Here is a 12,490-nt window from a genome sequence, read left to right on the forward strand (position 1 = left end):
TTTGTTACGGTTTTCTTTACTAAACGCACGAATTTTACGTTTTTGCGATAGTGTTATTTTATTAACACGTCCGGCAAATGGGTTATCACCTTCTCTAAATTCGATTTTGATAGGTGTGCCCATAATTTTCAGTGCTTTACGGTAGTAGTTCATTAGGTAGCGTTTATAGCTATCAGGTAAATCATGAACTTGGTTACCATGAATAACAATACGTGGTGGGTTATAACCACCGGCATGCGCATATTTAAGCTTAACACGGCGACCACGAACAAGTGGCGGCTGATGATCTGCTTGTGCCATGTCCATAATACGACGTAACATTGCGGTGCTTATACGCTTAGTAGCTGATTCGTACGCTTCATCTACCGACTCAAATAAATGACCTACGCCAGTACCGTGTAATGCCGATATAAAGTGCAAACGGGCAAAGTCGATAAAGCCTAAGCGACGATCTAGTTCTGATTTAATACGATCTTTAACATAATCGTCTAAGCCATCCCATTTGTTCACCGCAATAACCAGTGAACGGCCAGAGTTAAGTGCAAAACCTAATAAGCTTAAATCTTGATCAGAAATACCCGCACGAGCATCAACGACTAATAACACTACGTTACAGTCTTCAATTGCTTGTAGGGTTTTAATCACGGAGAACTTTTCAACCACGTCGCTTACTTTTTTACGCTTACGCACACCAGCTGTGTCGATTAAAATATATTCTTTGTCGTTACGGGTCATCGGAATATAAATAGAATCGCGGGTTGTGCCTGGCATATCGTAAACAATTACACGTTCTTCACCGAGTATACGGTTGGTAAGTGTTGACTTACCTACGTTAGGACGACCAATAATGGCTAGCTTTACAGGTTTGTCTGCAAATGCTTGATGAGAGTCATCTTCACTGTCTTCTTGGTATAAATCGATAAGCTCTTCATCATCGTTACTTACATCTTCATCAAGCGCCGCTAATTCAGCAATTAAAGGCTGTAGCGTTTGCTCAAGTAATAACGTAATACCACGGCCATGTGATGCAGCAATATGATGAATTTCGCCCAGCGATAATTGATAGAACTCAGCGCAGTTTGAATCGGCGTCAATACCGTCGGTTTTGTTAGCAACCACAAAGCATTTTTTCTCTTGCTTGCGCAAGTGATTAGCAATGGCTTGGTCAGCTACTGTCATACCTACACGGGCATCAACTAAAAACAGTACTATATCGGCTTCTTCAATGGCGAGCAGAGACTGATCAGCCATTTCGATTTCAATGCCTTCTTCAGAACCATCAATACCGCCCGTGTCTACCACGATAAATTCATAGCCATCGTAATTTGCTTGGCCATATTTTCTATCACGAGTTAAACCTGGAAAATCGGCTACGAGCGCGTCACGAGTACGTGTTAAACGGTTAAATAATGTGGATTTGCCCACATTGGGTCGCCCCACTAGAGCGATCACGGGAAGCATAAACTACCTCTTTAAAAAACAACAAAAGGCTTCGCGTTGCGAAGCCTTACAAAAAATAATTAACTATTAGTGGGTTATACTAATAATCATAAGTTAGTTTGGTATTTGTACCGCACTAACTTCCCCATCTCGGGTATATAAAATCAGTTTATCGTTGGCAACAACAGGCTCAACAAAAAAGCCTGAACTGTCAAAGTCTTCACGAGATACTAGCTCGCCAGTGACTTTATTTAGCCAATGTAGGTTACCTTCTTGATCCCCTAACGCTAAATATTCACCTGCAACTGCAGGGCCTGTTAAATACCAACCACGTAGAGCGGGTTGGCTCCAACGTTCAATACCTGAATCTTTATCCAATGCGTAAATAACACCGTTGCTATCTACTACATAAATACTTTGTGCATCCATGGCAATATCGCGGTAACTGCTGTATTCACGTTTCCATACAATATTACCAGAACGAATATCAACTGCCGCTAGGTTACCATTATAAGCAATAGCATAAGCGTATGGGCCGCTAATAAGTGGTTGTGTGTCTACATCAACTAGACGCTCAAACTCTGAAGCACCTTTAGCAACTGCAATTTCGGCACTCCATGCAGAGTAACCACTGTCTGAAATTAATACGCTTAATTTGCCGGTTTCTAGGCCAACTAATACACCACCATTTGCAACAGTAGGCGCGCTTTGTCCACGTAAGGTTAGCGCAGGTACTTCTTGCTCAAAGCGCCAGCGTTCTTCACCCGTATCAGGATGAAGGGCTAATAACTTACCCGAAGCTAAATTTACAAATACCAAACCGTCACCGGCAGCTGGTTTTGAAAGTGCTTCACCGGGTACGTTTTTACGCCAAACTTCTTCACCAGTTTCACGATCTAGAGCAATAACATAGCCATGCTCCGAACCTAAATATATTTTACCATAAGCTTGTAATATTCCGCCCGATAATTTTGCACTATCGTTATCGGCCCATGGCCAAAACGATACATCTTGGCGCACATCGCTTTTCCATAGCGTATCGCCATTTTCTAGCTTAAGTGCTTTTACTTGGCCTTCGCGGTTAGCAACGTATACGGTATCTTTATATACAGCAGGTGATAAGCGTGAAAAATAATGCTCTACACCATTACCAATTGATTCTTGCCATACAATATTAGTTTCGAACTGGTTGGCTATTTCAGGCAGAACCAGTTCTTCTTCGTCATCACTTGACGAGCAACCCATTAAAGTTGCCATGCAAAGCGCAAGCGTTGCGATTGTTATTTTTTTCATAGCTAAAACCTTATGCCGCTGGGCTTGTTACTGCTAGGTCATCTAACTTAATTTGTAATAGTGGATTACTGGTTAGTCCACCGGCATCAACCGCTGCTTGATATGCTGCGCGAGCTTGTTTTTTGTCGCCTTGCTTAGTGTAAATATCACCCTTAAGCTCTGCAACATTGGCAGAAAATGCGTCAGGTAATGATGCATTTAACGACGTTAGCGCTTCATCATACTGCTGCTGGGCAATTTGAACGCGAGCTAGGCGTGTAATAGCAATGGCTTTTAATTCATCGTTTTTTACGTTAGAGACTATCCAGCTTAGCTTTTCGCTTGCGGCGTCTAGGTCATTTGCTTCTACAGCATCTTTAGCCGCTACAAATGCAGCTAACGTTGCGTAGTTGGTATCTTTATTTTCGCTAATAAACGTATCAGCTGACGATAATACACTTTCGCCTGAAACCAATGTTGTGTAAGCGTCTGATGCTTGCTCAGCTGTGGTAATTTGGTTTTGGTTATACGCTTTCCAGCCATATAAACCACCTAAACCTACAATTACACCTAGTGCAAGAGAAAGGCCGTTTTCACGGAAAAAGCGCTTTATGGCTTCGGCTTGTTGTTCTTCTGTTGAATAAATATCCATTTTTACCTCTGTGATAGCTTTGGCATTAATATGCTTTTATTAAAATATTAGCTATTAATAAGCTCTGCTAATAGCGCTTTAGCTTGTTCTAATTCTAATGTGACTTGTTCTTTACGCTCGCGTAAATACTTAATGGTCACAACGCCTTGTTCTAATTCATCTTCACCGATAATAACGGCAACGAGTGCATCGCTTTTATCAGCACGTTTTAATTGTTTTTTAAAGTTGCCGCCGCCAGCATGCACCATAACGCGTAAGTTTGGCACATCGCGTCGAAGCGTCGCTGCAATAATAGGTGCTTGAATACTGGCTTTGTCGCCCATTGATGCTAAATATACATCAGCATTACGACGAATATCACCTACACACTCAAGTGCTTGTAGCAGTAGCACTAAGCGCTCAAGGCCCATTGCAAAACCTACTGCAGGGGTCGCTTTTCCGCCAAGTTGCTCAACTAAGCCATCGTAACGGCCACCGGCACACACAGTACCTTGCGCGCCTAAGCTGTCGGTGATCCATTCAAACACAGTGCGGTTGTAATAATCTAAACCACGTACCAGTTTTTCGTTAATCGTGTATTTGACGCCGGCTGCGTCTAAACGTTCACATAAATTTGCAAAATGTTCTTTTGATTCAGTGTCTAAATGCTCAGATAGCTTAGGTGCATTAATTAAAATTGCTTGCACGTCAGGGTTTTTGCTATCAAGTACACGTAGCGGGTTTGAATACATGCGACGTTTTGAATCTTCGTCTAGTACATCAAGGTGTTGCTCAAGATAGGCAACCAGTGCATCACGGTAATTGGCACGTGCTTCGTTTGAACCTAACGAGTTAAGCTCTAAACGTACATGTTCGCTAATCCCAAACGATTCCCATAATTGCGCTGTAAGTAAAATAACTTCTGCATCTATGTCGGCACTCGCAATACCAAAGGTTTCTAAACCAAATTGGTGAAACTGGCGATAGCGGCCTTTTTGCGGACGTTCATGGCGAAACATTGGGCCCATATACCAAAGGCGTTGCTCTTGGTTATACAGTAAGCCATTTTCGTTTCCTGCGCGTACACACACAGCGGTGCCTTCTGGGCGAAGCGTAAGTAAGTCGCCATTACGATCGGCAAAGGTGTACATTTCTTTTTCTACTATATCGGTTACTTCACCAATAGAGCGTTTAAATAGGTCGGTTGATTCTACAATTGGAAAACGAATTTCTTGATAACCGAACGACGCAACGGTTTCGCGTAAAATATTTTCTACTTTTTGCCAAACTTGAGTATCGCCTGGTAGGCAATCGTTCATACCGCGAACTGCTTGAATTTGTTTTGCCACTGCTAAATCCTAAAAACTGTTGTTGTACAATGCTTGACTGCGACAACATAAAACTAAAAAAATTGACCCGATATTATAACCCTAATTTACACGTAAATGCGAGCTTAGAGGCGCGCTATTGCTAAGTTACCCAGCGATAGCACAATTTAAATAAAGGCCAAACTAACTAATTAAAGGTGTTACTCAACGATTTTAATATCGATAGGTGTTTGGTTTTGTTTTTTTGCAATAAAATCGCGCACGTAGCCTTCAAGTTGTTCAACAATATTATTGTTATCTATACGGGCTTTTTGGCGTTCGCCATTAATATATAATCCTGAGCGACGACTAGCGCCGGCTAAACCAATATCACTTACCAATGCTTCGCCAGGGCCGTTTACTACACAGCCAATCACTGAGACCGAAACCGGTTCAATAATATCCTCTAAGCGCTCTTCTAATTGGTTCATGGTGCTAACTACATCAAACTCTTGGCGAGAGCAGCTAGGGCAAGCAATAAAGTTAATACCGCGAGAACGAATACGCAGTGATTTTAAAATATCAAAACCAACTTTAATTTCTTGCACCGGATCGGCTGCCAACGAAACACGTAGCGTATCGCCAATTCCTTCGGCAAGTAACATGCCTAAACCGACTGCAGATTTAACTGAGCCTGAGCGCATGCCACCGGCTTCGGTGATACCTAAATGCAGAGGTTGGTCTATTTCTTTTGCTAGCAAGCGATAAGCACCTACAGCTAAAAACACGTCAGACGCTTTTACTGATATTTTAAATTGATCAAAGTCTAAACGGCGCAATATATTTACATGGCGCATTGCCGACTCTAATAATGCCTCGGGCGAAGGCTCGCCGTATTTTTCTTGTAAATCGCGCTCTAATGAGCCGCCATTTACACCAATACGAATAGGAATGTTGTGCTCGCGAGCCGCATCTACCACAGCCCTAATTCGCTCTTCGCTGCCAATATTACCTGGGTTAATACGCAGACAATCTACGCCATATTTTGCCACTTTTAAGGCAATTCGGTAATCAAAGTGAATATCGGCTACTAACGGTATAGTTACCTGCTCTTTAATGCTTTTGAATGCTTCGGCGGCGTCCATAGTTGGTACAGATACGCGCACAATATCGGCGCCGGCATCTTGTATTGCCTGAATCTGTGCTACGGTTGCATCCACATCCATAGTGTCGGTGTTAGTCATTGACTGCACGGCAATGGGTGCGCCATCACCTATAGGTACATTACCAACATTAATACGGGTTGATTTTCTGCGTTTAATTGGGGATTCTGAAAACATAGCGGCTACTCTGCTAGTGGTAATTTAAATTTAGCTAAACGATTTTTTGGAAAAGCTGATAGATCAACAGTTTCACCGTTTAGAGTAATATTAACTGCATCATGCTTACCCAGCACAACCGAAAAAGGAGCTATGCCTGTTAAGGTCATTTCATAGCCTGCTTTTTTTACTCCAAACGCAATTTTTTCACCTTCGGCATCATAAATTTCTACCCAGCTCTCATCATTAAAAAGCATAACGATAGTACTACTATTGTTTGCTTCATTAGGGGCTGTAGTAGTGGTGTTAATTGTACTATTACCGCTAGGTAGCGCACTTAATTGCTCACTTTGCGGTAATGCTACATTATTTATTTCCTGAACTTGCTGCTGTGATGCGCCAATATTACTTTGCGCAGCCTGTTCTTGTTGCTCACTCATTATCGAGTTTTCAACATTAATATTACTTGTTTGTTCTTCAATTGGCATAGAATTTTGCCACCACCATAAGGCAGAGGAGCCAATTACAATGGCTAAAATAATATAGCTGGCAATCATTAAACGACTGTCGTTAGCTTCTTTTTCAGTACGACGCGAAAAACTCTGCATATCAACGGGTTTTTCAGGCGTTGTAGGTGCAGGTAGCATAGCCAAAATAGGTGTATGATCAATTTTTAGCTCTCGGCAATAATTTTTTATATACCCTTTTACAAAGGTTGTAGGGCCAAGTAACTGATATTCATCATTTTCCATGCGTTGTACTTGTAACACAGTCAGTTTTAAATGTGTTGCCATAGTAGCAAGGCTAATGTCAGCGTTTTCTCTGTGTGTTTTTAATATTTGCCCAAGAGAAGGTTGTTCGCTTTGGGGCTGAGTAATTTCTTCATTCATAATAGGTATGAGTCTGGATCCACTAGTAAAAGATTGTGCCCTGGTGTTAGTGCTATATCAGGACTTAATTTATTCCATCGCATTAATTCATCAATTAATACCTGCCGCTGGGTAGCTATTTCAAAAAGGGTATCACCAGCTTTAATTTCATAATAAATATTAGGATCGTTAAGGTAAATTTTACTGCCATTCATTACCCGATCTGACTCTTTTAATCCATTCCATAGTAGGAGCTTTTGTAGTTTAACATTGTATCGTACCGAAATGCTAAATAGGTTTTCACCAAACTCTATTATATGAAACGGTACTGTAAGTGGCGCAACCTTAGGATTGAGCATAGGTAGCTTATTGTCGTTACTTGTTGGCGCATTTCTCAGCTCTATGGTGTCAAGTTCGTTGCTGTTATTGCTAGTAAATACATCTGCATCTTTAGTGGCCTTATAAAAAACCACCTGACCATTATTACTAGGTTGAGCACTCGTTTGGCTGAAAGTAGTGTTAGTTGTATTTGCTTTATTAGCGCTGTTATTAGCAGGTTGAGGAGCGCCAAAAGAAATTATTTTAACGTTATTATTAGCTGCTACCTGTGCTGCAGGCAAGGTGCTTGGTGGTGTCTCAGGCTGCGTACTTAAAGGGCTAACAATAGCTTGCTTGCTGCTTTGGTTTGTTGAGTTTGTTATTAGTTTTGCGTTTAGCGCAGCGTTCACCTGGCTTGTTGGCGCGACAGTTTTGCTTGACGGCTGAGCTGGTTTAACTTCGGCTATTACTGCAGCTGGGGCTGTTACTGTTGCAACGGGTGTTTTATTAGCACTAATTAAGCTTGTTGAGTCATTTTGTGATGGACGCTTTTTACGAATTATTTTTATTTTAGGCTGTGAACTTAATTGCGCTTCGCTACCATCTTGTTTTAATTCATTGAGCTGCGCTTGACGATATTTTTCGCGCAAGACTTCAAATTCGGTTTGTTTTATTTGGCTATCTCTAATCGCAAAAGCCTGATCACTACTTGGGTAAGTTTGTAGGATAGTTGCAGCAATTTTCTCTGCTTCTTCAATTTTACCCATGCGCTGTTTAATTAAATAACTAAGTAATAAAGCACGCGGAGATATTTGCGCGGTATCGTCGTAGCGCTTTAACAGTGCACTTGCTTTGTATAAATCGCTTTTAGCGTAATATAAAGCCGCTAAACTAATAAGCGTTGAAGCGCGCTGAGAGCTGTGATTTATTGCTTGCTGAAAATAAGTTTCGGCGTTATCAAAGTCGTCAAATTCTATAGCGCACAACGCTAAGTTTTCGTAGCTTTGGGCAACACGGATATAGCTAGGTATTGCGATTGCTTTTAAAAACTGATCAGTAGCACGGTCGTATTCATCAATACCACATAAAAATACCCCATAGTTATTTAAGGTATTAGGATCGTCAGGTTTAATAGCAAGTGCTTTTTGATAGGCTAAATCGGCAAGTTTTTTTTCACCAACTTGTTGATAGTAATAAGCCAAAGAGTAGTGGACTTCGGGTAGGTTTGGCGCATATTCGCTGGCACGTTCAAGGTTATATTTCGCTTGAGAGTTATTACCCGTATTTAAATATTGTAAAGCAAGGGCAATGCGAGTTCGAGCTGCGCCTGCGCTATTAATTTTATTTTCGACAACGGGTTTATCACTGCCGTTATAACTATTTTCTGTAACGCAACCGCCTAAGGCGAGCGTAGATATAGTTAAAACTAGTAAAGGTCGCATTACCTTGTCTCTTTATTTTTGTCCATAGCGCCTATCTTACCTAAAAGCATCTATGTTGCATCAATTATTTAAAAATAAACGACTTAAAAGCAATCAGTCTTGATATGAAGTATTAATTAAGACTGATTGCTATTTAGAGATGAGACTATGCTTGGTGAATATTAACGGCAATCGCGTTATCGTCACGCATTTTCTTTTTAGCCAAGCGTTTTGTTCTATCAACAACATCGCCAGCTAATTGACCACAGGCTGCATCAATATCATCACCGCGAGGGCGACGCACAATACAGGTAATGCCGGCTGCTTGTAAAACCTTAGAAAAACGGTCAATACGACTATTACTCGAACGCGTATATTCGTTACCCGGAAATGGGTTAAACGGAATAAGGTTTACCTTACAAGGAGTACCTTTAAGCGTTTGTACCAATGCGTGCGCTTGGTCGGTGCTGTCGTTAATACCATTGAGCATAACGTATTCAACGGTTACGTCTTTATTTGCTTTAGAGCCATCGATATAACGACGACACGCCGCTAAAAACTCTTCAATAGGGTATTTTTTATTAACGGGCACTAAAATATCGCGCAGTGCGTTATCAGGAGCATGCAATGAAATAGCCAGTGCTACGTCAATTTTTTCTTTTAGTAAATCCAGAGCCGGTACCACGCCTGAAGTACTTAATGTAACGCGGCGCTTAGATAAACCAAAACCCCAATCGTCCAACATCAGTTCCATCGCGGGGACTACGTTTTTAACGTTAAGGAGTGGCTCACCCATGCCCATCATTACCACGTTTGTTACCGGGCGTTTTTCGCTGTGACCATCAAGGCCAATATCTTTAGCTACACGCCAAACCTGGCCAATAATTTCAGATACTTTTAAGTTACGGTTAAAGCCTTGTTGCGCTGTAGAGCAAAAAGTACATTCAAGCGCACAACCAACTTGCGATGATACACATAACGTAGCGCGTTCTTTTTCAGGGATCCAAACAGCTTCTACTTCTTGGCCGCCTTCAAGCACTAATGCGTATTTGATCGTGCCATCTTTAGCTTGTTGACGCACTGATATTTCTGGGGCAACAATTTCGCATTCAGCTTTAAGTTTTTCTTTAAGCTTTTTGTTTACGTTGCTCATATCGTCGAAGTTATCTACGCCAAAATGATAAATCCATTTCATCACCTGGTCACTACGAAACGGCTTTTCACCGAACGATGCAAATAGCTCGCGCATCCCTTCTCGGTTTAAATCTAATAAGTTAATCTTTTTTTGTTCGGTCATGAAACAACCTCAATCGGTGACGGTGGAGATAAAAATTTACGAGGACGAATTGTACACAATTCACTCAGCTTAATCATTAAGTAAAACATTATAAGTTTACTGATTAATACCTTACATAATGACTAAAAAAGGGCCCGAAAGCCCTTTTCAATATGTTAACGAGTTCGAATTAACGAGTACGTGAACAAAGCTCTTCGTCAGCGAAGAAGTACGCGATTTCGCGAGCAGCAGATTCAACAGCGTCAGAGCCGTGAACAGCGTTTTCGTCGATGCTGTCAGCGTAGTCTGCACGTAAAGTGCCTGCTAGTGCGTCTGCAGGGTTAGTAGCACCCATGATTTCACGATTTTTAAGAACAGCGTTTTCGCCTTCAAGAACGGTAACCATTACTGGACCAGATGTCATGAAAGATACTAAAGCACCGAAGAAAGGACGTTCGCTGTGTTCAGCGTAGAAGCCTTCAGCTTTCTCTTGTGAAAGGTGAACCATTTTAGCTGCAACGATTTTAAGGCCAGCAGTTTCGAAACGGTTGTAGATAGCGCCGATGTGGTTTTTAGCAACTGCATCAGGTTTTACGATTGAGAAAGTACGTTCTAAAGCCATCTTAATGCTCCAATAATTTTAAGTGAAAGTGTGAATATTAACGGGCGCGAATTATACGCGTTTTAACGTAAAAATACTAATTATTATTAATAACCATCTTTGAATATATTTAGCAGGCTTTATTTATATTTTGTTTTGTGCGCTTACTGCGATTTTAACTTTGTTAAAATATACTCAATTGCACTAGGGTTTTGAAAGGAGTTATGGCTTGATTTAACTATAATAGTCTCTTTAGCTTTGTCGTAATAAGCGCTAGGGTAGTCAACTACGCTGTCGCTGATATTACTGCAATCATCGCTTGAATCGCAGATTAGACGATTAGTAGAACCAATAATATTATACGCTTCTCCTTGCACGGGTAATGTGCCCAACGCATCCATTAAAGGGTGCCCTGGTCTGAGTACTTGTACGCTATTTGGACCATAATCTTTTAAAAAAGGCAGCATACCTTTAGTTAGTTTAGCTATGCCAACCTTATCGATAAGTGCTTTAAAAAGGCCAGTAAATTCCAGTGGCAAAGTAACCAAGGACGCGCCTATGTAGCCTAATGCTGAGCTGGCAATACTGGAGCCGCGATGTGGGGTATCTAAAAAGAATACACGGTTGTAGTTAAACACCGGCTCAAACACAAAAATATCTTTAATATCGCGTTGTTTTTCGTTGAGTAGCAGTTCGGGTCTGTCGGTAAAAGTGGCATCCCACAATGCGTAGTTGCTATTTGTTGTTAGTGTTTTACTGATCACTCCGCCCATACTGTGGCCAATTATTGTTGCGCGCTCAAAGCCTTGCTCCCCGCTAGCAACTTGGCTCAGTTCACTGAGTAAATGACGCACTCTCATGGCATTAAAAAACGGTGGCGGACCTGAGGGATAATACACATGCCAAATTTGATAACGTTGGCTTAATACTGCATCATTTAATATGGCCATGGTTAAGTAACGCCAAATCAGTGGATCAGAATTTAAACCGTGGATCATTACTAATGGTTCTTTGTCAGCAGTTAATTGGGCAAGTGAAAATATGCCACGACGCTTTTCGGCTTCGCTGGCAGAGACAAAGCCTAGCCAACTAAATTGGTCTATGGTGGCATCTTCTAGCAGCATTAAAAAACTTGCTGCGGGTGAATAACTTAATGCGTAGCGATTATTTCCTAAGCTAATTTCTTTGGTGTTGTTTTGTTGTTCAATATCTATGGTAACTAGGTAGGTTAAACCCTGTGTTTCAATTGTTTTTAACTTAGCATTGTAGGCGCGGTAAATACCTTCTTCAGGGTAAAACTTGGCTTTTGGGTTGTCGGGCTGCTGTTTTTTTACCACTAAGGCAACCCCCAACTCACCCAGTGTTTTAGCCGCAAGGCGTGGCTCTAAAGGTAATAGGTTACTTACAAAGGTAAATTGTTTTTCACCGTTTATTGCAACCGAAACAAGGTTTAATTGTGTGGGATCGCTTTTTAGTAGTTTATAAAGAGAGCTGTTGTAGAGGCTCAGTGCATACGTTTTTAAATTAGAGGGTAATTGCGGTCTGGCCAACAGAGTTTGCGCACATTGTAGGCTCAATACTAGGCCAATATCTGTATCATCACTCACGCTCAGACAATGGCTGTGTAACGCGCCTAGCGATAAGGGCGCTAAATTAGGTAAAACAGCATAGCCCAACGCATTGCTAATTTGTGGCTGTTGGTCATTTAATTGCAAAAAACGCCCAGAAGAGCAGCCATTGAGCATAATAAAAATTGCAATAATAAAGAATAATCGAACCATAGTCACATTGCTAAAAAATTATAAAAACAATATTAAAATCTACACCTTAGTCGTTATTTTCTCAAGTATTAAACGGCTATTAACAAATTAACTTGCCTGTTTGTGCAAAAACTTGCTCACATAATGGCTATTGTTCGTGTAGTTGTGTGCTGCAGCAATAATATTGGCGGTTAATTAAATTCTATTAAGTCGATTGTTTTATACTAATTAATTAAATTTTAACCGTGATAAATGTCATTAAAATAGCCGCCAAAT

Annotated in this window: 10 protein-coding genes; all 10 read right to left on the reverse strand. The window is 41.0% G+C overall.

Annotation, left to right across the window (positions count from 1 at the left end; translation table 11 throughout):
- Positions 1–1,461, reverse strand: a 1,461-nt coding sequence (gene der / locus I6F41_RS04640; protein ID WP_011329772.1) for a ribosome biogenesis GTPase Der, incomplete at its 3' end; no start/stop codon positions are given.
- Between the two features lie 93 nt (positions 1,462–1,554).
- Entirely contained in the window at positions 1,555–2,733 is a 1,179-nt protein-coding gene (bamB, locus tag I6F41_RS04645; RefSeq protein WP_011329773.1) for an outer membrane protein assembly factor BamB, read from the reverse strand.
- Positions 2,734–2,743: 10 nt separating this feature from the next.
- Entirely contained in the window at positions 2,744–3,364 is a 621-nt protein-coding gene (locus tag I6F41_RS04650) for a YfgM family protein (RefSeq protein WP_011329774.1), read from the reverse strand.
- Positions 3,365–3,411: 47 nt separating this feature from the next.
- Complete coding sequence (gene hisS, locus I6F41_RS04655) at positions 3,412–4,692, reverse strand: histidine--tRNA ligase (protein ID WP_011329775.1); 1,281 nt, start codon at positions 4,690–4,692, stop codon at positions 3,412–3,414.
- 179 nt (positions 4,693–4,871) lie between these two features.
- Positions 4,872–5,990 carry a flavodoxin-dependent (E)-4-hydroxy-3-methylbut-2-enyl-diphosphate synthase gene (gene ispG / locus I6F41_RS04660; RefSeq protein WP_086998188.1) on the reverse strand — a complete coding sequence of 373 codons (1,119 nt, stop codon included), beginning with the start codon at positions 5,988–5,990 and terminating at the stop codon, positions 4,872–4,874.
- A 5-nt stretch (positions 5,991–5,995) separates the two neighbouring features.
- Positions 5,996–6,859 (reverse strand): RodZ domain-containing protein, encoded by an 864-nt coding sequence (locus I6F41_RS04665; RefSeq protein WP_011329777.1) that lies wholly within the window; start codon positions 6,857–6,859, stop codon positions 5,996–5,998.
- Positions 6,856–8,598 carry a type IV pilus biogenesis/stability protein PilW gene (gene pilW / locus I6F41_RS04670; RefSeq protein WP_197107786.1) on the reverse strand — a complete coding sequence of 581 codons (1,743 nt, stop codon included), beginning with the start codon at positions 8,596–8,598 and terminating at the stop codon, positions 6,856–6,858. Before pilW ends, I6F41_RS04665 begins: the two co-directional genes overlap by 4 nt.
- A 145-nt stretch (positions 8,599–8,743) precedes the next feature.
- A complete protein-coding gene (locus I6F41_RS04675; RefSeq protein ID WP_011329779.1) occupies positions 8,744–9,874 on the reverse strand; it encodes a bifunctional tRNA (adenosine(37)-C2)-methyltransferase TrmG/ribosomal RNA large subunit methyltransferase RlmN in 1,131 nt (376 codons plus the stop codon).
- Positions 9,875–10,043: 169 nt separating this feature from the next.
- Positions 10,044–10,475: a nucleoside-diphosphate kinase gene (gene ndk, locus I6F41_RS04680; protein WP_011329780.1), complete on the reverse strand. Its 432-nt coding sequence runs from the start codon at positions 10,473–10,475 to the stop codon at positions 10,044–10,046.
- 143 nt (positions 10,476–10,618) lie between these two features.
- Entirely contained in the window at positions 10,619–12,235 is a 1,617-nt protein-coding gene (locus I6F41_RS04685; RefSeq protein ID WP_231613386.1) for an esterase/lipase family protein, read from the reverse strand.
- Positions 12,236–12,490 lie beyond the last annotated feature (255 nt).

Source organism: Pseudoalteromonas sp. SCQQ13 (assembly GCF_015864415.1).
GTDB lineage: Bacteria > Pseudomonadota > Gammaproteobacteria > Enterobacterales > Alteromonadaceae > Pseudoalteromonas > Pseudoalteromonas nigrifaciens.

Bases quoted from the DNA above. Each gene is read 5' to 3' on its own strand.
- I6F41_RS04665 (WP_011329777.1), bottom strand. From the start codon at position 6,859: ATGAATGAAGAAATTACTCAGCCCCAAAGCGAACAACCTTCTCTTGGG.
- I6F41_RS04685 (WP_231613386.1), bottom strand. From the start codon at position 12,235: ATGGTTCGATTATTCTTTATTATTGCAATTTTTATTATGCTCAATGGC.
- pilW (WP_197107786.1), bottom strand. From the start codon at position 8,598: ATGCGACCTTTACTAGTTTTAACTATATCTACGCTCGCCTTAGGCGGT.
- I6F41_RS04650 (WP_011329774.1), bottom strand. From the start codon at position 3,364: ATGGATATTTATTCAACAGAAGAACAACAAGCCGAAGCCATAAAGCGC.
- ndk (WP_011329780.1), bottom strand. From the start codon at position 10,475: ATGGCTTTAGAACGTACTTTCTCAATCGTAAAACCTGATGCAGTTGCT.
- I6F41_RS04675 (WP_011329779.1), bottom strand. From the start codon at position 9,874: ATGACCGAACAAAAAAAGATTAACTTATTAGATTTAAACCGAGAAGGG.
- ispG (WP_086998188.1), bottom strand. From the start codon at position 5,990: ATGTTTTCAGAATCCCCAATTAAACGCAGAAAATCAACCCGTATTAAT.
- bamB (WP_011329773.1), bottom strand. From the start codon at position 2,733: ATGAAAAAAATAACAATCGCAACGCTTGCGCTTTGCATGGCAACTTTA.